General features: G+C 40.5%; 21 protein-coding genes. 8 read left to right on the top strand and 13 right to left on the bottom strand.

All coding sequences use genetic code 11. From position 1 onward, the window contains the following. The first annotated feature begins 7 nt into the window (after positions 1–7). Complete coding sequence (locus L2737_RS07540) at positions 8–661, top strand: paraquat-inducible protein A (RefSeq protein WP_229370409.1); 654 nt, start codon at positions 8–10, stop codon at positions 659–661. Further along, positions 648–3287 (top strand): MlaD family protein, encoded by a 2640-nt coding sequence (locus tag L2737_RS07545; RefSeq protein WP_248955326.1) that lies wholly within the window; start codon positions 648–650, stop codon positions 3285–3287. Before L2737_RS07540 ends, L2737_RS07545 begins: the two co-directional genes overlap by 14 nt. Positions 3288–3391: 104 nt before the next feature. Here L2737_RS07545 and L2737_RS07550 read toward each other — a convergent pair whose 3' ends face one another. Then, positions 3392–4618 (bottom strand): nucleoside recognition domain-containing protein, encoded by a 1227-nt coding sequence (locus L2737_RS07550; RefSeq protein ID WP_248955327.1) that lies wholly within the window; start codon positions 4616–4618, stop codon positions 3392–3394. A gap of 136 nt (positions 4619–4754) precedes the next feature. On the opposite strand from L2737_RS07550, the gene rsmF reads away from it, so the two are divergent. Continuing rightward, on the top strand, positions 4755–6206 hold the full coding sequence (gene rsmF, locus L2737_RS07555; RefSeq protein WP_248955328.1) for a 16S rRNA (cytosine(1407)-C(5))-methyltransferase RsmF: 1452 nt from the start codon (positions 4755–4757) through the stop codon (positions 6204–6206). Positions 6207–6643: 437 nt separating this feature from the next. Here rsmF and L2737_RS07560 read toward each other — a convergent pair whose 3' ends face one another. The 8 genes from L2737_RS07560 to apbC all read right to left on the bottom strand — a co-directional run bounded on the left by L2737_RS07560 (position 6644) and on the right by apbC (position 13341). Beyond that, the gene (locus L2737_RS07560; RefSeq protein WP_102528728.1) at positions 6644–7432 is read right to left on the bottom strand and encodes a TatD family hydrolase; all 789 of its coding nucleotides are present in this window, start codon (positions 7430–7432) and stop codon (positions 6644–6646) included. Positions 7433–7476: 44 nt separating this feature from the next. Next, the gene (locus L2737_RS07565; RefSeq protein WP_055024454.1) at positions 7477–7803 is read right to left on the bottom strand and encodes a PilZ domain-containing protein; all 327 of its coding nucleotides are present in this window, start codon (positions 7801–7803) and stop codon (positions 7477–7479) included. A gap of 12 nt (positions 7804–7815) precedes the next feature. Further along, a complete protein-coding gene (holB, locus tag L2737_RS07570; RefSeq protein WP_248955329.1) occupies positions 7816–8775 on the bottom strand; it encodes a DNA polymerase III subunit delta' in 960 nt (319 codons plus the stop codon). Positions 8776–8809: 34 nt separating this feature from the next. Next, positions 8810–9439, bottom strand: coding sequence for a dTMP kinase (gene tmk / locus L2737_RS07575; protein ID WP_102528726.1), 630 nt, complete (start codon positions 9437–9439; stop codon positions 8810–8812). Continuing rightward, the gene (gene mltG, locus L2737_RS07580) at positions 9436–10446 is read right to left on the bottom strand and encodes an endolytic transglycosylase MltG (RefSeq protein ID WP_248955330.1); all 1011 of its coding nucleotides are present in this window, start codon (positions 10444–10446) and stop codon (positions 9436–9438) included. Before mltG ends, tmk begins: the two co-directional genes overlap by 4 nt. A 20-nt stretch (positions 10447–10466) precedes the next feature. Further along, positions 10467–11312: an aminodeoxychorismate lyase gene (pabC, locus tag L2737_RS07585; RefSeq protein WP_248955331.1), complete on the bottom strand. Its 846-nt coding sequence runs from the start codon at positions 11310–11312 to the stop codon at positions 10467–10469. 265 nt (positions 11313–11577) lie between these two features. After that, positions 11578–12216, bottom strand: a complete 639-nt coding sequence (gene udk / locus L2737_RS07590; protein WP_102528723.1) for a uridine kinase — start codon at positions 12214–12216, stop codon at positions 11578–11580. 9 nt (positions 12217–12225) lie between these two features. Further along, positions 12226–13341 (bottom strand): iron-sulfur cluster carrier protein ApbC, encoded by a 1116-nt coding sequence (gene apbC, locus L2737_RS07595; RefSeq protein WP_248955332.1) that lies wholly within the window; start codon positions 13339–13341, stop codon positions 12226–12228. A 155-nt stretch (positions 13342–13496) separates the two neighbouring features. On the opposite strand from apbC, the gene metG reads away from it, so the two are divergent. Then, entirely contained in the window at positions 13497–15539 is a 2043-nt protein-coding gene (gene metG, locus L2737_RS07600) for a methionine--tRNA ligase (protein ID WP_248955333.1), read from the top strand. Positions 15540–15612: 73 nt separating this feature from the next. Here metG and L2737_RS07605 read toward each other — a convergent pair whose 3' ends face one another. Together L2737_RS07605 and L2737_RS07610 are read right to left on the bottom strand one after the other, a co-directional pair. Further along, entirely contained in the window at positions 15613–17574 is a 1962-nt protein-coding gene (locus tag L2737_RS07605; RefSeq protein ID WP_248955334.1) for a monovalent cation:proton antiporter-2 (CPA2) family protein, read from the bottom strand. 29 nt (positions 17575–17603) lie between these two features. Beyond that, positions 17604–18371 carry a Nif3-like dinuclear metal center hexameric protein gene (locus L2737_RS07610; protein ID WP_248955335.1) on the bottom strand — a complete coding sequence of 256 codons (768 nt, stop codon included), beginning with the start codon at positions 18369–18371 and terminating at the stop codon, positions 17604–17606. Between the two features lie 197 nt (positions 18372–18568). On the opposite strand from L2737_RS07610, the gene L2737_RS07615 reads away from it, so the two are divergent. Further along, on the top strand, positions 18569–18931 hold the full coding sequence (locus tag L2737_RS07615; RefSeq protein ID WP_102528718.1) for a hypothetical protein: 363 nt from the start codon (positions 18569–18571) through the stop codon (positions 18929–18931). 109 nt (positions 18932–19040) lie between these two features. Here L2737_RS07615 and L2737_RS07620 read toward each other — a convergent pair whose 3' ends face one another. Further along, positions 19041–19484 (bottom strand): outer membrane lipoprotein, encoded by a 444-nt coding sequence (locus L2737_RS07620; RefSeq protein WP_248955400.1) that lies wholly within the window; start codon positions 19482–19484, stop codon positions 19041–19043. 101 nt (positions 19485–19585) lie between these two features. Here L2737_RS07620 and aat point away from each other — a divergent pair, with 101 nt between their 5' ends. The 3 genes from aat to infA all read left to right on the top strand — a co-directional run bounded on the left by aat (position 19586) and on the right by infA (position 21298). After that, on the top strand, positions 19586–20293 hold the full coding sequence (gene aat / locus L2737_RS07625) for a leucyl/phenylalanyl-tRNA--protein transferase (protein ID WP_229370341.1): 708 nt from the start codon (positions 19586–19588) through the stop codon (positions 20291–20293). Then, positions 20283–20996, top strand: a complete 714-nt coding sequence (locus L2737_RS07630; RefSeq protein ID WP_102528715.1) for an arginyltransferase — start codon at positions 20283–20285, stop codon at positions 20994–20996. The genes aat and L2737_RS07630 overlap by 11 nt, the downstream gene beginning before the upstream one ends. Before the next feature lie 83 nt (positions 20997–21079). Further along, positions 21080–21298, top strand: coding sequence for a translation initiation factor IF-1 (gene infA / locus L2737_RS07635; RefSeq protein ID WP_011496276.1), 219 nt, complete (start codon positions 21080–21082; stop codon positions 21296–21298). Between the two features lie 135 nt (positions 21299–21433). Here the strand turns inward: infA and clpA are convergent, their stop codons facing one another. Further along, complete coding sequence (gene clpA, locus L2737_RS07640; protein WP_229370343.1) at positions 21434–23692, bottom strand: ATP-dependent Clp protease ATP-binding subunit ClpA; 2259 nt, start codon at positions 23690–23692, stop codon at positions 21434–21436. Positions 23693–23711: the final 19 nt, after the last annotated feature.

The following is a 23711-nucleotide window of genomic DNA, read 5'->3' on the forward strand; positions in this document are numbered from 1 at the left end:
GACAAAGATGTTGCAAGAAGATAACGCCACTAATAAATCCAATCTTGGCCAACAAGGTAAAGATATTGGCATGACGCTTTGTGGTACATGTCGCAATATTAACCCTATCGACCAAGGGCGTTGTAGTCGTTGCCATTCTAAAATTCAGCCGCGCAATTATCAAAGCCTACAGCAAAGCTGGGCATTACTAATTACCGCCGCCATATTATTAATACCCGCTAATATTTACCCAATCACAATGCTAACTAACCAAGGCAAAGTGACCTACGACACGATTTTTACTGGCATTGTACATTTGGTTCATTCAGACATGATCCCAATCGCGATTATCGTCTTTACCGCCAGTATTTTAGTGCCATGGTTAAAGATTGTAGGCTTGGCGATATATTTGTCAGCAATCAGTTTTAATCTTCCCGTTTCAAAAAAGAAGCTCATGGTGGGATTTCATATCATTGAGTGGATTGGTCGATGGTCTATGCTTGATTTATTCGTTATTGCTTTAACAGTGGCGGTAGTGAATATGGGACAACTTCTTGATGCAAAACCTGCACCTGCAGCAACAGCCTTCGCGCTGGTCATTTTATTGACCCAGTTAGCTGCAAAGGTACTTGATACACGTTTACTTTGGGATCGCTTGGAAAAAAACAATGACACGAATTGAATCACCAAAAGTCGTTAAAAAGAAACTCTTCTCTCCAATTTGGTTACTGCCAATTGTGGCTCTCGTTCTGGGAGCTTGGCTTGGAGTGAAAAGTATCAAAGAGTCAGGAATTGAAATACAAGTTCATTTCCCCAGTGCCATTGGTATTGATGTTGGTAAAACCTTAGTAAAATACCAAGGATTAACTGTTGGTAAAGTCACTGACATCAGCCTTGATAAGGACTTATCAGGGGTAAATGTCAAAATTGTGATGGATTATCGCTCTGATCCTTTCCTAAATAAGAACACCCTTTTTTGGCTGGTTACGCCAAAAGCCAGTATTACGGGAATTGAAGGGCTAGATACCCTATTTTCAGGAAATTATATTGCGATTGAACCGGGTGATGGTAGTTCAACATCTGAGTTCATTGCATCCACTGAAGCCCCGTCAATGATCCCCAATGAAGAAGAAGGTATCGTTGTTAAGCTAACGACCCCAACTTTAGGTTCATTAGATGTAGGCTCTTTAGTGTTTTACCGCCAAGTACCTGTCGGTAAAGTCGTTAATTATCGCTTGATAGACAGTGACACTATTATCATTAGCACGTTTATTGAGCAGCAGTATGCTCACCTTGTTAACCAGAATTCGCAATTTTGGAATGTGTCAGGACTTAAAATTGATGCCTCACTTTCTGGTATAAAAGTAAATACTGAAAGTTTAGCGTCATTGCTCGCTGGCGGGATTAGTTTTAACTCTGATATTAAAGCGGACAAAGCAATCACCGGCGATAATTACGTTTTATATCCAGATGAAGAAAGCGCTGTAAAAGGGGTTGAGTTTGTATTAACAGCAGATAATGCCGATGAGATTAACCAAGGCTCTGCATTGGTATATCGCGGTATTGAAGTCGGTAAGATTCATCAAACTCAACTGACTGAAAATGGCGTTAAGTTTTCAGCTAAGTTTGATATTGAATATCAACACCTTTTAAATGCTGATAGTCAGTTTTGGGTAGCGGGTGCTGATATTTCAATGGATGGAGTTAAGCATGTTAGTCGCTTACTGACAGGTAGCGTCGTTAATGTACTTCCTGGTGTATCTGACGAAACCTTACCTGAGAAATTTACATTACTTGAGCAATCACCAGACTTATTGAATGACAGTAAACTCAAGATCCAGCTCAGCTCTGATGAGCATAGTGGTCTCACTGCAGGGGCTGAAGTTCGATACAAACAAATGCCAATTGGTGAGATCACTCGAGTGACCTTTACTAAAGACTTTAGTGGCGTTGAGTACCAAGTAGAGATCCTGCCAGAATATAAAGGTCTTATCACTACCGATAGTCATTTTGTGTCTGAATCAGCATTAACCATAGATGCTTCACTCGATGGTGTTAGTGTGACCACCCGTGACTTAAACACTGTTATAGCCGGTGCAGTTTCATTAGTCAGAGGCAAAACCAAAGCGTTAGTAAGAGCAAATAGCCAATTTGCACTTTACCGTTCAACAGATCATGCTACTGCGACATTAAGTAAAAATAGTGTCACCACGCTAACCCTTGACAGTATCGATGGCGCAGGCCTTTCAGACGGCTCACCGATTTATTATAAAAAAATGCAAATCGGTAAAGTAACTGAAGTTAATTGGAATAATAAAACAGACCAGTTTTCTATTAGCGTCGCAATTCAAAATAAATTTAGTCAGCTAATACGAGATAATAGTGTCTTCTGGCGTAATGATGCTGCCAATATTAATGCGAGTTTATCCGGTGTTGAAGTGAATGTGGCGCCACTTGAGGGTGCGCTAAAAGGCAGTTTAAGTTTAGGGCTGTTAAGTGATGAGCTAATCGGAAATCAACAAAGATTATACGATTCAAAAGAGCTAGCCTTGAAACAAGCGCAAACGATTACGTTAGTTTTACCTGCTGAAGCAAAAGTAGCAGCTAAAGCCGCGATTCGATTTCAAGGGCATCTGATTGGTGTCGTTCAGCAAGTAAAGCTTAACCAAGATCTTAATACATTAACGGCAAGCGCTTATTTATATGGAGAGTATGCAGGTCACTTCACTAAAGCTGATACAGAATACTTTATTGTCGATGCGCAAATTTCATTAGCAGGCATTAAAGCGCCTGAAACCTTGATAACAGGTCCATATATCGGTGTGATACCCGGTAAAGTCAGCGATGCTATAGATACTTTTGAAGCTCATTTATCAGCTCGTTATGATGCTGACATTGAAGATGATGCTTTAACGCTCATACTTGAAGATAGCCAACTGGGTTCGATAAAAGTGGGCACGCCAATATTCTTTAGAGGTATTTCAATCGGTCAAGTTGATGGTTATACATTGTCGGATAACGGCAACAAAGTCTTAATGTATTCACACATTGAAAAGCAATACACCCACCTAGTGAACCAAAGCAGTCGTTTTTGGGATGCTTCTGGTATTAAATTAGAAGTGGGTATTTTCTCTGGTGCGCAAATTGAAACGGGTTCACTAGAAACATTACTGTCAGGTGGTATATCAGTTGTTACTGAGGATGTGACTTCAGAGCAGAATAAACTATCAGATAATAGCCGTTTTGATCTTTATAACAAGATGAAAGAAGAATGGCGCAGATGGCAGCCTGAACAGGTAAAGCCATAAAATGTTCAATCCAAAAAAGTCGGCATATGCCGACTTTTTTATTGAGCAAATGTAATATGAGTCAGCAGATATGATGACTCTACCCTTATGGCTCCTTTAAGTCTTTATCCGTAAAACCAGTAACAAACCCCAATAGCAGCCATGATACCGCCGACATCAGCAGCTAAACCACAGCCAAGCGCATGGCGACTATTTCGAATGCCAACAGAGCCAAAATATACCGCGAGAACATAAAATGTAGTTTCTGTGCTGCCTTGAAAAATAGCTGATAATCGCCCAGCAAATGAATCAACACCATGGTGGTCCATCGTTTCAAGCATCATTGCTCTTGCTCCTGAGCCACTAAAAGGCTTCATTAATGCTGTCGGCATCGCATCAACAAATCGGTTATCAAAGCCGAATAAGGTCACTAAGCTTGATAAACCCTGTAAAGCGAAATCTAACGCGCCTGAAGCCCTTAATAACCCTATTGCCAATAACATCGCCAATAAGTAAGGGATCAGCATAATAGCTTGGGAAAAGCCGCCTTTAGCGCCTTCTACAAACTCATCATATATGGCAACCTTTCTATAACCAGCAATCAGTATAAAACTTAAAATTAGCACCAGTAAAATACCGTTACCTATGGCGGTAGATAAAGTGCCAATAGCCTCAACTGATAAAGTCATTAAATAAAATACACTGGCAATAAGCACACTGATTAAGGTTGCACCGTAAGCAAGCACAACACTATTTAATAAAGAGATACGTTGCACAATAGCCACAACTGACAGCCCCACTAAAGTTGATGCAACTGTGGCAAGTAAAATGGGTAAGAAAACATCTGCGGGGGCAGCAGCGCCTTGTTGAGCACGATATAAAAATACTGTTACAGGCACTAATGTTACAGAAGAAGTATTGAGTACTAAGAACAAAATTTGCGCATTGGTCGCAACGCTTTTTTCGGGGTTTAAACTCTGTAAGTCATGCATCGCCTTAAGGCCAAGTGGAGTTGCAGCATTATCAAGTCCTAGCATATTTGCAGTTAAGTTCATCGACATACTGCCATAAGCTGGGTGTCCTCTTGGCACTTCAGGCATCAACTTGGATAATAACGGCTCGAACAATCGTGCAAACACCGCTACAACACCCGCCTTCTCACCCACTTGCATCAAGCCCATCCAGAGCGCCAACACACCAATGAGTCCAATTGAGATCTCAGCAGCAAGTTTCGCACTACTAAAAATCGCATTGACTGAGTCACTCAGCACTTCAACATGGCCATTAAATAGTTGCACAATGATGGCAATAGCTGCCGTTATAAAGAACAATAACCAAACTCGATTCAGCACTTAATACTCCATCATTATGACCAATGCTAACCCGTTTAGAACTGATGCTTAGTCCACGGGGATAACCTAACTCTTGTTAATGCATGATATAATCTATTTCATTATTACACAGTTGTTTTTATCGAAATATTTTACTATGGCTCAAATTAATCCAGATTACCTCACCCACATTGCCGCAGAACTTCCAAAACATCTTGATATGGAAGAGTTTGTTGCAGCTTGTCATCGCCCTTTAAGAAAATCTATACGCATTAATACGCTAAAGATTTCAATAGCCGACTTTAAACAGGTTATGTATTCAAAAGGCTGGGAATTTGAACCTATTCCATGGTGTAAAGAAGGTTTTTGGATAACCCATAACGAAAACCAACAACCTGGCAATTGTGTAGAACATATTCAAGGGCTTTTTTATATTCAAGAAGCCAGTTCAATGTTGCCGCCAGAAGCATTATTTAACGATTTAGGCACCAATGAAACTTATCAAGCGGATATTGTTTTAGATGTTGCTTCCGCCCCTGGCTCTAAAACAACCCAGCTTGCCGCATTAATGAACAACCAAGGCTTACTGATAGCCAATGAATACTCATCTAGCCGCGTTAAAATTTTGCATGCCAATGTACAACGCATGGGGGTCCGTCAAACAGCATTAACCCATTTTGACGGCAAGGTATTCGGTGAATATCTTTACGAAAAGTTTGATGCCATTTTGCTAGATGCCCCCTGTGGTGGTGAAGGCACAGTACGCAAAGATGTAAATGCATTGAAAAATTGGCAACTCGACGATGTCACAGACATTGCAGAAACCCAGAAACAACTTATTGAATCAGCCTTTTTAGCATTAAAGCCCGGTGGCGCTTTAGTTTATTCAACTTGTACACTAAGCCAAATTGAAAACCAGCAAATTTGTCACTATATCCAGCAGCAATACCCCGAAGCAGTGAAATTCGCCTCATTAAATAATTTATTCGCAGGCGCTGAGCAAGCCTGTACAGAAGAAGGTTTTCTACATGTTTGGCCACAAATATTTGACAGCGAAGGCTTCTTTGTCGCTAAAATCATCAAGACCGCATCTGTACCTCGCTTGAAGAAATGCCCCAAACAACAGCGAAACTTCCCGTTTGTTTCAGCTAACCCAACGCAGACCATAGCCGTTTCTGAGTATTTTTGTCAGAGCTTCAACATCAGCTTACCTAAGCAATATAACGTTATGATCCGCGACGATGAATATTGGTTATTTCCAGAGCAATTCAGCCATTTTATCGGCTTAATGCGTTTTCAACGCATTGGATTTAAACTGGCTGACGTAATGAAAAAAGGTTTTAAAGCTAAACATGAAGCCATTATCGCCTTAAGTGACTTTATTGAAAATCAAGATAGCGTTATTGAGCTTAATCGTCAGCAAGCTATTGAGTTTTTGATGGGACGCGATATTCCAACCAATGAAGTTAACGGCTTAGATATAACCCCTGCTGGTGAAATGATAGTAAGCTTTCATCACAAGCCATTGGGCGTAGTAAAACACTTAGGTCACCGCCTGAAGAATAATTTACCGAGAGAATTGGTCAAAGATAAAATCGAATCAGTCTAAAATTAGGCGTTAAAGTGAGCATTAAAGTTAAAATCATCCAAAAGTTAAACAGCTTTAATAGGCTAATTTCGCTAGTGATTTAAGCAGTATTAGTTAAATATGACGATTTATATACGTTAAACATTCATTTATAGCGCATTAATTGTGCAATATAGAAATACACAACTATAATTTACTCAGACGTGTTTAATTAAAGACTTTTGTAGCAAGAATTGAATGTTGGGAATAAGCGGGAATAACGCCTTATTCTCATAACGGTTTACTGAGAGTTTACTGAGAGACAACTCTCAACAGTAGCGCAAGGCTCTTTTCAATAAGAGCCATTCCCCTAGACCCAGAACAATTGGATAGTTTTGGGTCTTTTTTTTACCTGTAGTTTAATAGAGCAAACCTAATGATTAACGAATGTCGTTAGAATCTTGTCGCTAAAAATAACTCTATCGGCCAATTAATTTGGCAGCATCGGTGAATAGGTTGAAGAAGTTTTCCGAGGTGTAATGAGCTAAATCTTCATATTTTTCACCACGTAGCTCAGCGACAAACTCTGCGACATCGCGAACATAAGCCGGTTGATTTTCTTTGCCGCGATGTGGAACAGGTGCTAGATAAGGCGAATCTGTTTCTACCAATAGCCTATCTTGTGGGACTTGGCGAATAACACTTCGAAGTTCACCTGCGTTTTTAAAAGTGACAATACCTGAAACTGAAATATAAAAACCTAAATCAATCGCCGCTTTTGCCATTTCCCAATTTTCAGTGAAACAGTGTAATACGCCACCCACTTTATCCGCATTGCCTGCTTTTAACATGGCAATGGTATCTTCACGTGCATCTCGAGTATGAACGATCAAGGGTTTATTCACATCAACAGCTAATGCAATTTGTTGTTCAAAACATTGCTGTTGAAGTGTTTTAGTTTCTGGGGCGTAAAAATAATCAAGACCAGTTTCACCAATTGCTACCACTTTTTTATCAGTGGCAAATTGTTTGATTTCTTCAACATTTAAACCGTCTTGAACATCTAAAGGGTGAACACCAGAAGAAAGGAAGACATTATCAAATTGCGCCATTTTTTCGCGCATAGATTCGAAACCTTGCTGACGCACATTGACGCACAGTAGGTAATCTACGCCACGAGATTTAGCACCATCAATAATGGCTTGTAAACTAGGTTGATCAGGTGCCGCTTTTAAACGGTCTAAGTGGCAATGAGAGTCGATTAACATGGGAATTCTATCAAAAGCTAAAATAAGCCAGCAAGAATACCTAGCTACATTGTGCAGGTCAAATCACTTGAAGAAAGTTCGCTCGAAAGTAACTTTTCAATGTGATGTTTATGACTTTCGGGATCGGTTTTAATTTTAACCCCTATCCCTGCAGGTCTGCCACCAGAAGCGCCTAATGGGTTAATCCAAACCACCACACCTTTAAAGTCAGTCATTTGTGATGTTCCAGGTAACTTATACGATATCGACAACTCTTGGCCTAAAAAGTGGCTTTCTGTTGTTGAAATAAATAAACCCGCAGGCTTAATAAAAGGCATATAAGCTCTGTACAACTGGTGCAGAGTATCAAAATTTACAACAAGATCGGTCATAATCTCAGTCTATTATTTAATATGAATAAGTTGTCTAAATTCGAGTATGTAATCTTGGCATAATGCCGGAGCATTCACACTCGCCATCGTTGCTAGCCGTTGGCATATTTGCGCCACTTTTGAAGACAAACCAATAATGTTACTTATAGCTAATGCATCTAGCTCTTTACTTTTTAACACATATTGTCTTAAGTACAAATATAAAACATTAAGTGCATCAACAATTTGATGCTCTGAAACCTTAATTAAACTGCCATTCAAATGGCCAGATTTAATGCTTAACGCCCAATCTGTTCGAAACTGAATCAACTGTTGGTAATGCTGACTACTGAGGCTTTCAGCAAGCTTTAATGGCCCGCCAATCATACTTAAACACCAAGTGACATCATGGGGTTTCTCGCCAGCACGCACTGAAGGTAGCATTTGGTGGGCTTTTAACCATTCATACACTTGTTTTCTATCAGGAGCGTGAAATGCCACTTGCTGACAACGACTTTTAATCGTCGCCAATATTCTTGAAGGCACATCGGTTTGTAAAATAATTAATATATTATTACCCGGCTCTTCTAATGTTTTCAGTAAGGCATTGGCTGACGCTAAATTAAACTGCTCACAATTAAGAATAATAGCAACTCGTTGGCCGCCTTGCTGAGCTGTTACAGTTAACTTTTGGCATAAATCACGGATTTGGTCGACTTTTATTATCGTACCATCCGCTTTGATAACATGACAATCGGGATGTGTGCCGGCCTTAAATAGCAAGCAACTCTTACATTGGCCACAAGCCCCCACTGGCGTAAGCGCTGTACACATAGCAGCTTCAGCCATTTCGTTTGCCAAAATATGACCACCTAGGCCTTGATCAATACTCACCAGTTGAGCATGAGCGCTATGGCCGCTTTGGCGTTCGTTAATAAAACGCTCAAACGGTGCATCCAACCACGGTAATTGCTGTATACCAAATGCTTGCATTATACGCTCGCCTTTACCCAATAATATGTCATTTTCAAGCTAGCCTTGCTGTTAACTCAGCCGTAATCTGTTGGTGCACTTGCTCAATAGGCTTACTGGCATCAATAACAATAATTGAGTCATCTTCCGCTGCAAACGCTAAAAATGTCGCTCTAGCACGTTCAAAAAATTCAATTTGTTGCACTTCAATTCTGTCTAAAGCGCCGCGACTAGCAGCTCTTGCTAGCCCAAGCTTAGGCTCTATATCAAGATATAAGGTTAAATCGGGTTTAAAACCTTTTAAAGTGATATCACTAATAGATTTTACTAAAGGCATTAATCCCCTACCGCCGCCTTGATAGGCCAGCGATGATAAATTATGACGGTCACCTAATACCCAAGTACCATTAGCCAAAGCGGGCTTAATAACATTAGCAATTAGTTGCGCTCTCGCAGCGTAAAACAATAAACACTCAGACTCATCGCAAAGAGGGTCGGTTTCATCTGCAACCTTAACTAAATCACGCATTTTTTCGGCAAGTGGCGTTCCACCTGGCTCACGCGTGCATACTGGGGTTTGTTGAGTGTGTTGTGTGATAATCTGTTTAACCAGCTCAATGGCACTGGATTTACCCGCGCCTTCTAGGCCTTCTATTACAACAAATTTAGCTTGTTCTTGGGTCATTTTCTATTTCTCTGGTATTCATTCACAGCGCGGTTATGTTGCGCTAGCGTCTCGGAAAAAACATGGCTTCCATCATTTCTTGAGACAAAATATAAGTAATTAACATCTGCAGGCTTAGCCGCTGCAAAAATGGCGGCTTTACTTGGTGCGGCGATAGGCGTTGGTGGTAAACCATTAATGCGATAAGTATTAAACGCGGTATGCTCTCGTAAATCACTGCGGGTTATATTACCGTTATAGCGTTCTCCCATGCCATAAATCACTGTAGGATCAGTTTGTAAACGCATACCTAACTTCAAGCGGTTGTTGAATACTGCTGCGACCCAGTCACGCTCAGATGGCTTGCCGGTTTCTTTTTCAATAATGGACGCAATCGTCAATAACTCATAAGGTGTGGTTAATTTAAGATCTTTATCTCGCTCACCCCAAGCCGTAGCAAGGGTTTTCTGCATCATTTGATAACTGCGGTCTAATATCGCCTCTAATGAATCATTGGCTTGATATTGATAGGTTTCGGGGAAAAACTTACCTTCAGGTAAACCCGATTCATCACCATTTTTTATCAACACGCGATTAAAGACTTCCTCATCAAATGTTAAATGCGGCAAATCCACTAATGACTCATGCCACTCTTTAATCGTTTTACCTTCAATTAAGGTAACAGAGAAGGTCATTTCGTCACCACGATTAAGTTTGGTTAGCAAGCTGTCAATGCTATCACCTGGGTTAATTTGGTATAAACCAGTACGAATATGGGCATATTCAGGCTTAATCTTTAACAGGTATTTGAGTTTCCAGCTGTCGGTAATAAACTGCTTACTTTCTAGAACAGCCCCAAGTTTTGTGACATTCATTCCTTGTGCGATAGTCAGTTCAACTGGCTTTTCAATTGATAGAAGTTGGCTAGGATAAGCGATAATTTGCTGGTATCCCCAAAAGCCTACAACACACGCGACCGTAGTCAGTGTCATTAGCGATGTCAGTATAATGGTGATGGTTTTTTTCATATTATTTTAATCAGTACTTATTAGAATGATAGTTTAAGCTGGGTGAGTAAAGTATGGGTCATATTCCAGGTTTTATAATGATAGCTAGAGCTTAATTGGCTATTAATCGAGTCTATATTAATGCTGTTTACATTCACCACACCTAATAAGCTGTTGGTGATAAATACATGTTCCGCATCGAGCAATTCATCCAAAGTGACCTTTGTCGCCATTACTGCAATATCATTTGTCAAAAGCGCATCAATAACATGTTCACGCATGACGCCAGACACCCCGTTTTGACTCATCGCAGGTGTTTTAACCTGATTGTCCTTAACAATAAAAATATTCGCCATTGAAGATTCAACTAAACAATTATCTGCGTCAAGTACAAGCCAGTCATCGGTGTTTTTGGGTAATGTCTGCTGTTTGATTAACACTTGCTCTAAACGATTTAAGTGTTTCATCCCTGCCAGTAAAGGCTGATTACCTAACGTTACTGGCGACAAGGACAATGTGATTCCTTTAGATTGCCACTGAGCATATATGTCCGGGATCGGATGTAATGAAATCACCTCAGTGATATCAGGGGATGTAGGCGCAGCATAACCTCTGCCGCCAACCCCGCGGCTAAGCAGTAACTTAATACAGCCTTCCTTTAACGTTTTCGCGTGTGATTCAAGGCGTAAAACTAATAACTCGATGTGCGAAATAGTAAAACCTAAACGGAAACAGGTTTGTTCTATGCGTTGCAGGTGTGTATTAAGGAATAAGATTTCGCCTGCAGCAACTCGCATGGTAGCAAATGCGCCATCGCCATAAGCAAGCCCTCGATCAAGAGCATCAATAGTATTATCAGGTTTTCCATTCACAAATACCGACTGCATAACGTCCTTAACTCAAGGTTGTATTAATCTCATCTTGAAAATGCGATTTAGTTCACTAAGTGGATTGACTATCATATTTGCATCTAATGCCATGTAATTCAAATCGTCACTAAAGACTGTAAAGGCTAAAAATAACTAATGCGAATTCGAAACGAGAAACTGGTACCAGAAATGGCCTCAGCATATGATGAGGCTCCAATTCTCATGGAACCGTCAACTTGTATATCAGAGATCACATCCTTGTTATCTATAGCTTAACTCTATCTTATCTGGCTAACAGATGTTGGATCCTTGCTTTCAGTATATCTGTCGCAATACGGTTTTTACCGCCGCGAGGAACGATAATATCAGCGTGCTGCTTTGATGGCTCAATGAACTGCAAGAACATTGGGCGAACAGTGGCTTTGTACTGAGAAATAACCGACTCCATCGTACGTCCGCGCTCTGCTACATCACGCGTCAAACGACGTAAGAAACAAATATCCAGCGGTGTATCCATGAATACACTCGCATCCATGAGCTCACGTAACTTAGGGTCTGTTAATAGTAAAATCCCTTCTAAGATAATCACCTTTTTAGGTTGCATATCAAGGGTTTTAGTCATGCGAGTATGTTCTTTATAGCTATAACAAGGAATGTTTACCTGCTCACCTTTCTTTAATTGCTTAAGGTGTTCAGCTAATAGCTGATGATCCAGTGCTTTAGGATGATCATAATTCGTTTTAACACGGTCTTCCATTGTCATATGACTTTGGTCACGGTAATAAGCGTCTTCATTAATCACACCGATTTGGTCGGTGCCTAGGTCACGCTTAAGTTCTTCAAAAATCGTTTGGGCAATTAAACTTTTGCCTGATGCTGAAGCACCTGCGATACCAATAATGACACATTGCTGAGAATTCATTACTTAACCTTACTCGTCGTCTGAAATACTGATTGAAACTGTGTTTTTGTTTTGCTGCTTCGCAAGTTGAGCACCCACTTTACGGGCGATTTCACGATAAATAGCAGCAACTTCTGAATCTGGCTTACTGACAACTGTTGGGTTGCCTTCATCCATTGACTCACGAATGTTAATATTAAGCGGTAATGCGCCCAATAACGGCACTTCATATCGCTCAGCAATCTTGCTTCCGCCATGGGTGCCAAATGGGTGTTCTTTATGGCCGCATTCAGGACATAAATGAAAACTCATGTTTTCAATAATGCCTAACACTGGGATATCCACTTTTTGGAACATGGTGATACCTTTTTTGGCATCTTCAAGTGCGATATCTTGCGGTGTTGTCACCACAACTGTGCCACTTACTGGAAACTTCTGTGACAATGTTAATTGTATGTCACCGGTTCCAGGAGGCAAATCAATCACTAAGTAATCCAGTTCTGGCCACTGAGTTTCAGTTAACAACTGATTTAATGCGCCTGCAGCCATAGGACCGCGCCAAACAGCTGCTTCACCATCGCCTAGCATAAAGCCTATAGATTGGGCTGAAATACCATGGGCAGACGCTGCAGTCATCATTTTGCCGTCTGGAGATGTCGGTTTAAAACCTTGTAAACCCAGCATCATTGGAATTGAAGGGCCATAAATATCAGCATCTAATATGCCGACTTCAGCGCCTTCAGCTTTTAACGCTAATGCAAGATTTACCGCAGTGGTAGATTTACCCACACCGCCTTTACCTGAAGCAACTGCAATAACTTGTTTAATATTAGGGATTGGTTCTACTGAGGCAATAGCTGAAAAAACACGTGGCTGGAAGTCAATTTCACATTCTACTTCGTCAATAGCATCAAGTACGGCTAACTTTTTAGTCACATCCATGACGGTATCACGATATTGCGTCATACAAGGGTAAGGATAAACCAATCCAAGTAGAAGGCGTTTACCTTCAGTTGCAAGTTTGTTAACACAACCCGCAGATATTAGCCCTTCAGCTAAATATGGATCTTGGTATGCATCTAAAATACTCAATACTGGACCAAGAAGGTCATCACTTAATTGATAATCTGTATGCGAAGTAGACAAAAGCAGAACTCCCAGCGAAAAATTTGCCCAAGTGTACCAGAATTAGAAAAAAATGAGCGCTAATTTAGCCGATTTTGTTGTTGTTTGATGAAATAATCACTTTGATCGGTTAGTATCTTGACCATATATTTAGTGTAATCGATTGTTGAGACAAAATGACAAATTCACAACGTAAAATTCTGGTGACAAGTGCCCTCCCGTATGCAAATGGTCCAATCCATTTAGGTCATATGCTTGAGTATATTCAAACTGATATTTGGTCTCGCTACCAAAAACTTCGTGGACATGAATGTCACTATATTTGTGCAGACGATGCCCATGGCACGCCAATCATGCTCAAAGCTCAACAAATGGGTATAACCCCAGAAGAAATGATTGCTCAAGTTCAAAAAGAACACGAACAAGATTTCGCTGATTTTAATATTCAATTTGATAATTTCCATAGCACACACAGCGAAGAAAACCGCGAATTAGCTAGCGACATTTATATCAAGTTAAGAGATAACGGTTATATTAAAACCAAAACTATCTCGCAGTTATTTGACCCTGAAAAAGAAATGTTTTTACCAGACCGCTTCGTTAAAGGCACATGCCCTAAATGTAAAAGCGAAGACCAATATGGTGACAACTGTGATAACTGTGGCGCGACATATAGCACCACTGATTTAATTAAGCCTTATTCGGTTGTTTCTGGTGCTACACCTGTCATGAAGGATAGTGAGCATTTCTTTTTTGATTTACCAGCATTTGAATCAATGCTTGGAGAATGGTTATCTTCTGGCTCATTACAGCCTGAAATTGCTAATAAATTACGTGAGTGGTTCGATCAAGGTCTACAACAATGGGACATCTCTCGTGATGCGCCTTATTTTGGTTTTGAAATACCCGATCAACCAGGTAAATTTTTCTATGTATGGCTAGATGCACCAATAGGCTACATGGGTTCATTCAAAAACTTATGTGATAGACGTGATGATTTAAACTTCGACGACTTTTGGAGCATTGACTCAAAAGCCGAAATTTATCATTTCATTGGTAAAGATATCGTTAACTTCCACGGTTTATTCTGGCCAGCAATGTTACATGGCGCAGGGATCAGAAAACCAAACAGTGTTTATGCCCACGGTTATGTCACTGTGAACGGCGCTAAAATGTCTAAATCTAAAGGCACATTTATTAAAGCCCGTACTTACCTAGATAACTTAAACCCTGAGTATCTACGTTATTACTACGCTGCGAAATTAAATAGCCGTGTTGATGATTTAGATTTAAATCTTGAAGATTTTGCTCAGCGTGTAAATTCAGATCTAGTCGGTAAATTAGTTAACTTAGCTTCTCGTACAGCTGGTTTTATCAGTAAACGTTTTGATGGCAAGTTAGCAAAAATTAACGACACATCGTTAACCGAAGCCTTCCTTGCTAAACAAGACACCATTGCTGAACTATACGAAACTCGAGAGTTCGGTAAAGCAATGCGCGAAATCATGGCACTTGCCGATATGGCTAATGCTTATGTCGCTGATGCAGCGCCTTGGCAGTTAATCAAGCAAGAAGATAAACAAGAAGAAGCACATCAAGTATGTAGTAATGCACTTAACTTGTTCCGAATTCTGGTCACTTACTTAAAACCAGTACTGCCAAAACTTGCTGAAAATGTTGAAGGTTTCTTACAAGTGACGCTGACTTGGGATAATTTAGACCAAGACCTAGCTGGCCATGAAATCGCAAAATTCAAAGCATTAATGCAACGCATTGAAATGAAGAGCATTGAAGCCATTATTGATGCATCGACTGAAAACCTTCAAGTGACTCAAACTGAAGTGCCAAAAGTTGAACAAGTGCAAACTGAACTTGAAAAAGAGCCGTTAGCACCAGAAATCAGTTTCGATGATTTTGCTAAGATTGATTTACGCATTGCGTTAATTGCTAAAGCTGAACATATTGAAAAAGCCAATAAACTACTTCGATTAGAACTGGATTTAGGCGGCGAAACTAAGCAAGTCTTTGCAGGAATTAAATCAGCTTATGCACCAGAAGACTTGATTGGTAAACACACTGTAATGGTTGCCAACCTTGCACCACGTAAAATGAAGTTCGGTGAATCTGAAGGCATGGTATTAGCCGCAGGTCCTGGTGGAAAAGATATCTGGATTTTAGAGCCACATGCAGGTGCAAAACCTGGTATGCGTGTGATGTAATAAGTTTACTGACTTATTAACAACAAAAAAGCCGTCATTTGACGGCTTTTTTAATGCGTTATGAATAATAAATTTAAGACATCAACTTAGTTTCTGAGTCTTTGTCAGTGTCATTACTATTTATTTTACCGCAGTTTTCTTTGTCTGGGTCGCAAGGATGTTCTTGGGCGAATCGTTGACTTTTATACGCTTCAGTATCAGCTACGATAGCCTCTTTTAAACGTTCCTCGTATTCAATAAACAAGTTGATAAAATCGCCACCAAATTTTTCACCATCTGAACGATTAGCCCACTCGTTATAAAGCACTTCAGAAGCTTCACTCTCAACTCGCATGTAAGTCTTCTTTTGTCTTTGCACAAGCTCATCAGAAAAGCCCATCGCTTTCATTGATTCGGCTCCGACTTTTAACGCTGAGCGAAACGTCTCTGACTCAACGTAATCAGCCCCCGCCTGACGTAATAAATGGCCATGTCCACGGTCAAATGCTCGGCTAATCACTTTCAGTTTAGGGTATTTATGTTTTAGGTGCTTAACCAGCTCTACACTGGCTTGTGGATTATCTATCGCTACAACAAATGCTGATGCCGTGGCAACACCTGCGGTCTCAAGTAAATCTGGTCTCGTAGCGTCGCCATAAAAGGCTTTAGTATTGACTTTACGTAGATTATCGACTTGGGTCGCTTGATGATCTAACACCACCGTCTTAACCCCATTAGACAGTAACAGTCGATTGACTATCTGACCAAAACGGCCTATCCCAGCAATGATAACGGTGCCTTGTTCATCAACTTGATCTTGCTCGCGATCGTTCGATGTTTGTTGATATTTAGGTAAAATTACTTTTTCATAAAAAATAAACAATCCAGGGGTTAGGAACATCGATAAAGCCACTACAATCGATAAAGGCTGCGCGACTTCTGCTGAAATCACATGGTTTTGCTGGCTAAAGCTGAGTAACACAAACCCAAACTCACCTGCCTGGGCTAAACTTAAGGTGTATAGCCATCTATCACTGCCTTTAATCCTAAATATAAAACTCAACAACAATAAGACTAAGCCTTTTACTATCATCACAGCGGCTGTAGCACCAAGAATAACACCTAAGTACTGCCACAAAATTTCAAAATCTATTCCCGCACCTACGGTGATAAAAAACAAACCGAGTAATAAACCTTTGAATGGGCCGATATGAGTTTCTAATTCATGTTTGAACTCACTATTAGCCAGTACTACACCCGCAAGAAAAGTGCCTAACGCAGGTGACACGCCAACTAAACTCATTAAAGTTGCAATACCAATGACTAACAATAAAGCCGCTGCAGTGGATATTTCACGCACACCAGAATCGGCAATAAACCTAAAAACAGGTCGGCTTAAATAGTGCCCGCCAAACACGACTAGCCCTATTGAAAGCACTAACACCAAGGCGTATAAGCCACCGGGTAAGTTAGCGACTAAAGATAGTTCATCATGGTGTTCCGCTGCCGCTGCAACAGAGGATTGAGCAGCTTCCACCAGCTCAGGTAATGCTAGAAGAGGAATAAGTGCCAGCATTGGAATGACGGCTATGTCTTGAAATAACAACACTGAGAAAGCGTTCTTACCTGCCGTTGTCTTGGTTAGACCTTTTTCATTTAAGGTTTGCAGCACTATAGCCGTTGAGGATAGCGAGAAAATTAAGCCTATTGTTAATGCCACAGTCCATTGAAACTCAAACATTAGCGCAATGGCCATCACAATACCGGTTGATAAACCAACCTGTAAGCCCCCCATTCCCAACAGTCGGTTCCTCATCGACCAAAGCATTTTAGGCTCAAGTTCTAAACCAACTAAAAATAGCATCATCACAACACCAAATTCGGCAAAATGCTGAATGGTGTTTGTTTCACTGCCGACCAGCCCCACAATGGGACCAATAATCACCCCAGCAATTAAATACCCCAGCACAGAGCCTAAGCCCATTCTCTGCGCTATAGGTACAGCAATAACAGCGGCAGACAAATAAATAAATGCTTGGATAAAATATTCTGTCATGATGCTATTCCTTAAGCGATATCAGAAAGTTAAACTGGATTAACAATATCAATAAAATGATGGGTCAAACCAAATTGTTCAGCTAAATGCTCACCCAAAGCTTGTATGCCGAACTGCTCAGTCGCATGATGACCTGCAGCAAAATAATGTATACCTTGCTCCATTGCACAGTGGAAAGTTCGCTCTGAGACCTCACCGCTGATGAAAGCATCCACGCCAAGTGATGCCGCATGATCGATATAGTCTTGAGCACCACCGGTACACCAAGCTAATGAGCTAATAAGTTGTTCTTTATCACCAATGTGTAATGGTGTTTTGTTGAGTTTTTCTGTAAGTAACTCACTCATTTGTGAAACACTTAACGGTTTCGGTAACTTACCCTGCCACATTAAATCTTGTGAAATATCGGCACAAATTTCTACATCAACCAAGCCTAATTTATTCGCAAGCTCGGCATTATTACCTAATGTTGGATGGGCATCTAAAGGTAAATGATAGCCGAATAAATTAATATCGTGGTTCATTAACGCCTTAATTCGATTGTATTTCATCCCGGTGATCACTTCAGGTTCGTTTTTCCAAAAAAAACCATGATGTACGATAATGGCATCAGCATTGAGTGCTGCAGCTTGCTCAATGAGTGCTTGGCAGGCTGTTACGCCAGTCACGATAGTCTTAATGTTGTCACGGCCCTGCACCTGTAGACCATTTGGCGCATAGTCTTTGAATTGTTTTACATTAAGAAAATCATTTAGATATTTGGATAATTGTTGGCGAGATACAGACGTTAATGACATAAAACTAACCCTAAAATTTTTGATAATAATAGTGTAACTCAGTCCAATACTTATTGAAAAACCCTTGTTAAGATTGATTATTTGCTAAGCTATTTTGGCTTAAATTGGACTTTTGGGTGCATTAAACACTAAAATTAGACCTAAGGGATGTTGAAAACATTAAATAAACTATTCATTACAAAAAAATAGGTCTCAAAATGTCTAACTTGACTAAAGAAGCGCTTATCGCCGAATTAAAAGCTGCTCTTGAAAAGCAAACTTCAAAAACTGTTGAAATTGAACAGAAAGGCAGTTGGTATAAAATTGATGGCGGCAAGTCTTTACGCTTTAGCGATCTTGAGCAAATGCACCTTGAAGCAACACAAGGTCAATCAGTAGAAGCGCCTGCAGCTAAGCAAGATGTAGCTAAAAAACCAGCGGCTAAGCCTGCTGCAAAAAAAGCAGTGGCCAAAAAGCCAGCAGCAAAAACGGCAAATAAATCTGGTGGCAAAACGCCAAAAGAATTATGGCGCGAAAAATTAGCGAACGCTGGTAAAAATACCCTGCCACGCGGTTTCTAATCTTTGCTTATATGATAAAAACTAAAAAGGAGCCAATGGCTCCTTTTTTATTCATTGCATTAATCATTGCTAGATTGCTACATGGCTACATGGCTACATGGCTACATGGCTACATGGCGATATCAACGCGAACATAACCTTTAAGGTAAACAACGCGAACTTCATCTCCTGCGACAAATGACATGCCAGGGTCTAAGTCCTGTATCACCATCACTTGTGTGCCATCATCTAAATTTATCATCATTTCAATGAGCTTATATTCAAGTGTGCGAGTAGAGTTACCGTACTGATTTGCAGCTGCGCCGCCTAGTAATGCACCTAAAACGGTCGCAACATCTTGGCCAGAACCGCCGCCAAATTGATGACCAACGACGCCCCCTATTAATGCGCCTCCGAAAGTTTTCCAACCTAGATTACGATCTTCAACTAATTGAGTTTGAGTAACATGTTTTATCGACTCAACCTGACCATAAACCACTTTTTCAACCGGTACAGCTTGGTTTCTATCGTAAGCTGCACTCGCTAACGTGCTAACAGTAGCCATTAATAACATTAAAAGCGCACTAAATCGTATCACTAAGCTGTTTGTGAGTTTCAACATAGGCAAAATTCCGCTAACGTATATATAAGGTTTAGTAAATAATATACTTAATTGTGAACTCACTGTCTTATTTAAATCATCTTCCGCACTTTCCTGATCCGCAACAAGCACTTGATGAACCCAATGGTTTACTTGCTATCGGAGGTGACTTATCACCTCAACGTTTAGTTGAAGCTTATTATCAAGGCATTTTCCCTTGGTTTAATGATGATGACCCTATTCTATGGTGGTCACCTGAGCCTAGAGCTATTTTCAAACCAAAAGTTCAGCCGCTTAATAAAAGCATGAAAAAATATCTACGTAAAACACAGTGGCGTTACACCATCAATCATGCCTTTGCTGATGTCATCAAAGCCTGTTCAGAGCCACGACTCACACAACAAGGCACATGGATATCATCTGACATTCAGGAGGCTTATATCCAGCTACATAGGCTTGGAAAAGCCCATTCAATTGAGGTTTGGGACGGTAACGAACTTATAGGCGGCCTGTATGGCATTGCTGTAGGCAGTGTATTTTGTGGTGAATCCATGTTTCACCGCCAAACGAATGCATCCAAAGCGGCCTTTGCCATGTTAAACCAGCATATTTCTCGATACGGTTTTAAGTTAATTGACGCTCAAATAATGAACCCACATTTAGAAAATCTTGGCGCACAAGCCTGCCCTCGTGAGGACTTTCTGTTATCACTTCGGCAATTACGAAATAGTGTCATCGACAATAATGCATGGATAGCACAAGAGGTCTGTTTTGAGTTCTAGAAGCGTCAGCGTTGGCATTAGCCACCCATTTGATTGCAGTTATATCGAAGGATTAACTGAGCAGTTACTTATCATTCAAGAGTCTCAACTTGATAGTCAATTATTTGAGCAGCTTTTAGGCATGGGATTTAGGCGCAACGGAAATTCAATTTACAAACCGCGCTGTCCGAGTTGCTCTGCATGCCAGTCCATTCGAGTCGTAGTACCTGAATTTAAGTTATCAAAAAGACAGAAAAGAACCTTAAAAAATAACCAAGACCTGCACTGGAAAGTCACTCATCAAGTCACAGAAGCCCATTACGAGTTATACGAGCGATATATTATTGGTCGCCATTCTGATGGCCCGATGTATCCGCCAAGTGAAGACCAGTTCAATGATTTTTTAAAGTGTACTTGGTTAGAAGCGACTTATATCGAGGTTTATCTGCAAGATAAGTTGATTGGTGTAGCAGTTACAGACGCGATGAATAATAGTCTCTCTGCGATTTACAGTTATTTTGACCCTGATTACGCCAAACGTTCGTTAGGGGTTTATATGATCTTAATACAGTGTGAATTAGCCCAACAGTTAGCAAAACAATTTTTGTATTTGGGCTATCAAATTGATGAAAATAGAAAAATGAATTACAAACGTTTATATCGTCCATATCAAATATTAACAGCAAATGGATGGCAACATATTGAAAAAGAACCCACGCTATAGTGTTTCAATCCTTTACAGCAAGCGCTTTTTGGGGCATGATACGGCGAATTTTTTATATTTGAAGGCATAAAGGTAACCAATTAATGGCGAAAGAAGACAACATTGAAATGCAGGGCACAATCCTTGAGACCTTGCCAAATACAATGTTCCGCGTTGAACTTGAAAATGGTCATGTTGTGATTGCACACATTTCTGGCAAAATGCGCAAAAACTACATCCGTATTTTAACGGGTGATAAAGTTACGGTTCAGTTGACTCCTTACGATTTAAGTAAAGGTCGTATCGTCTTCCGCGCACGTTAATACTGCCTCATCTATTTAAAAACCCGGCTTAATTGTCGGGTTTTTTATTGGCTAAAGATTAACGTTGATGCGAAAAAAAATGGCTATCTGATTTCAGATAGCCATTTTTATTAACCCGATAAATTAATTAGCGAATTACGATACTTTCTCTAAACATTCACAATGAATAACAATCTCGTTGTCCTTAACATCCACTTTAGCTGTACCGCCAGCTTCAAGCTTACCGAAAAGTACTTCATCAGCTAATGGACGTTTAATGAGTTCAGTCACCACACGCGCCATTGGTCTAGCGCCCATGTTTTTATCGTAACCTTTCTCAGCAAGTAACGTCCGCGCTTCATCAGTCACTTCCAGTGTTACTCGTTTCTCGTCTAACTGCGCTTGTAATTCAATTAAGAACTTATCAACCACTTTCGCAATAATGGTCATGTCTAAATGGTTAAACCATATAATTGAATCTAAACGGTTACGAAACTCTGGGGTAAACACTTTATTGATTTCTGACATTGCATTAAGACTATTATCTTGCTGCTTAAAGCCAATCGATGTACGAATTGTTTCTTGCACACCCGCATTGGTTGTCATCACTAATGTTACGTTTCTAAAATCAGCTTTACGACCATTGTTATCTGTCAGTGTGCCGTGATCCATCACTTGCAGCAGCAAGTTATAGACATCTGGATGGGCTTTTTCAATTTCATCCAATAACACTACGCAATGAGGATTTTTAATCACAGCATCTGTTAATAAACCGCCTTGCTCATAACCCACATAACCTGGAGGCGAACCAATAAGGCGTGAAACCGCATGACGTTCCATGTACTCAGACATATCGAAACGAATTAACTTCATGTTTAAGCATGAGGCCAATTGATTGGTGACTTCCGTTTTACCGACACCTGTTGGGCCAGCAAATAAGAAACTACCCACAGGTTTCTTTTCTGCGCCTAAACCGCTACGAGATAACCTAATCGCTGAACTGAGCCCCTCAATCGCCTTGTCTTGGCCAAACACCAACATTTTAAGGTTACGCTCAAGGTTTTTAAGTAAATCCTTATCAGTCGAAGATACCGACTTCTCAGGTATACGAGCAATTTTAGCAATTATCGCTTCAATTTCTGGTTGGCCGATGGTTTTCTTGCGTTTACTTTGTGGCAGCATCACCATTCGAGCACCAGCTTCATCAATCACGTCGATGGCCTTATCAGGCAAGTGACGATCATTGATATGTTTAGCTGATAAGCTCGCCGCTGAACTAATTGCTGCTTGGGTGTAACGCACACCATGATGCTCTTCGTATTTGGACTTAAGACCTAACAAAATTTTTGTCGTCTCAGCCACTGATGGCTCATTAATATCAATTTTTTGGAAACGTCTTGCCAATGCACGATCTTTCTCAAAAATGCTTTGATATTCCTGGAACGTAGTTGAGCCCATGCAGCGTAGTGAGCCGTTAGACAATAAAGGCTTTAACAGGTTTGACGCATCCATTACTCCACCGGATGCCGCACCTGCACCAATAATGGTATGGATTTCATCAATGAACAAAATAGCATGTTCATTTTTACCTAATTCCTTGAGTAAACCTTTAAAGCGTTTCTCAAAATCACCACGGTATTTAGTACCAGCAAGCAACGAGCCTAAATCTAATGAATACACAGTTGCATCTTTGATGACGTCTGGCACTTGTTCGTTAACAATACGGTACGCGAGGCCTTCAGCAATGGCAGTCTTACCCACACCGGCTTCACCGACGAGTAATGGATTATTCTTGCGGCGACGACATAAGGTTTGAATCGCACGTTCGACTTCATCATCACGACCAATTAATGGATCAATCACACCGTCTTTAGAAAGTTGATTTAAATCGGTAGCAAATTGCGATAACAAGCTTCTGTCTTCAGCAGCTTCACCGCCTTCCTCTGAAGCTTCCGGGTTATTAATTTCAGAGTCGTCATCATCTTTCGGTAAACCATGAGAAATAAAGTTAACCACATCTAAACGGGTTATTTCACAACGGCGGAGTAAATATACTGCTTGTGACTCTTGCTCACTGAATATCGCCACTAACACATTTGCGCCAGTGACTTCATTACGACCGGACGATTGCACATGAAATACTGCACGTTGAAGTACACGTTGAAAACCTAAGGTTGGTTGGGTTTCACGTTCTTCTGTGGTTTCAGCGATCAATGGGGTTGTTTGTTGAATGAAGTTAGATACTTCCTCGTGGAGACGAGTAATATCCGCGCCACAAGCCAATAATGCTTCTTTGGCCGATGGGTTATTAATTAATGCTAATAATAAATGTTCTACCGTCATATATTCATGACGTGAATCTCTAGCTTGTTGAAACGCTAGGTTCAAGGTGACTTCGAGATCTTTGTTTAGCATAAGCACCCCCTAAAAATAC

Source organism: Shewanella electrodiphila (genome assembly GCF_023283985.1).
Lineage (GTDB): Bacteria > Pseudomonadota > Gammaproteobacteria > Enterobacterales > Shewanellaceae > Shewanella > Shewanella electrodiphila.